The sequence below is a fragment of the Halorubrum sp. SP3 genome, from assembly GCF_005435195.1.
In the GTDB taxonomy this organism is placed as follows: Archaea; Halobacteriota; Halobacteria; order Halobacteriales; family Haloferacaceae; genus Halorubrum; species Halorubrum sodomense.
On the sequence record NZ_SGTU01000043.1, the window covers coordinates 1 to 810 of the forward strand.

At 56.5% G+C, this 810-nt stretch carries 1 pseudogene; it reads right to left on the reverse strand.

Annotation, left to right across the window (positions count from 1 at the left end):
- Positions 1-810: pseudogene (locus EXE42_RS20285) on the reverse strand (hypothetical protein); the annotation flags it as partial.

The following is an 810-nucleotide window of genomic DNA, read 5'->3' on the forward strand; positions in this document are numbered from 1 at the left end:
GGTACGATTCCGATCTGGTCGACCTTGTCGGGCGTTCGATTACCAACAATCGACGACAGTTCGTCGAGCCGGGAACCCAACTCAGTCGGAGTATATCCGACGGCGTCGGCGAGGGGTTCTAACTGCGCCACGTCGTCCGTTACTCCGATCACCTCGTCTGAATCTGCATCACTCAACAGCGTCGCGATGGCGTCCTCGATCGTTTCGTACCACTGCTGGAGATGGCGCATTGGCGTGATGTATTCGCCCTCGAAGGCGATATGGACGCCTGCTGGGAGATCGGTAGCCGGGAGTACCCAGGGATGCTCTTCGATACGGTTGACCAGTTCACCTAAGCCACGTTCGTCAACGAACGTGTTCCATGACCGGTCAAGTTCGGGAACAAGATCAGGAACTAATTTTCCGGACAGCGTACTCCACCCGTCGGTCGTCCACCACTCACCGTCGAACGACGATACCGCGGACGAGCGAGATTCGATGGCAGATTGAGCGTCCTCGTCAACCCAGTTGAACCGATGGTTCCCGATTGTTAGTACCGCGTCAAGCTGTTGTAGCGTCGAAAGACGCCGGTTCCAGACATCTATCACCTCTTCGACCCACTCCTGTGTATCGTTCGTCCGGTCGATAACGCCCTCGATACCGTCGTCTTGTGATTTAACGGTTGAGATGCGGTCATCGGTCGCCTCGATTCGCTCGGTCAGCTCGTCAGCAAACGTAGTGAGTAGTTCGGCGACTTCGTCGGTTCGAACGTCCGTGTCGACGACCAGTGCGACGTCTTCACGAAGGCCGGTAAGCTTCGAGCGAATTTGC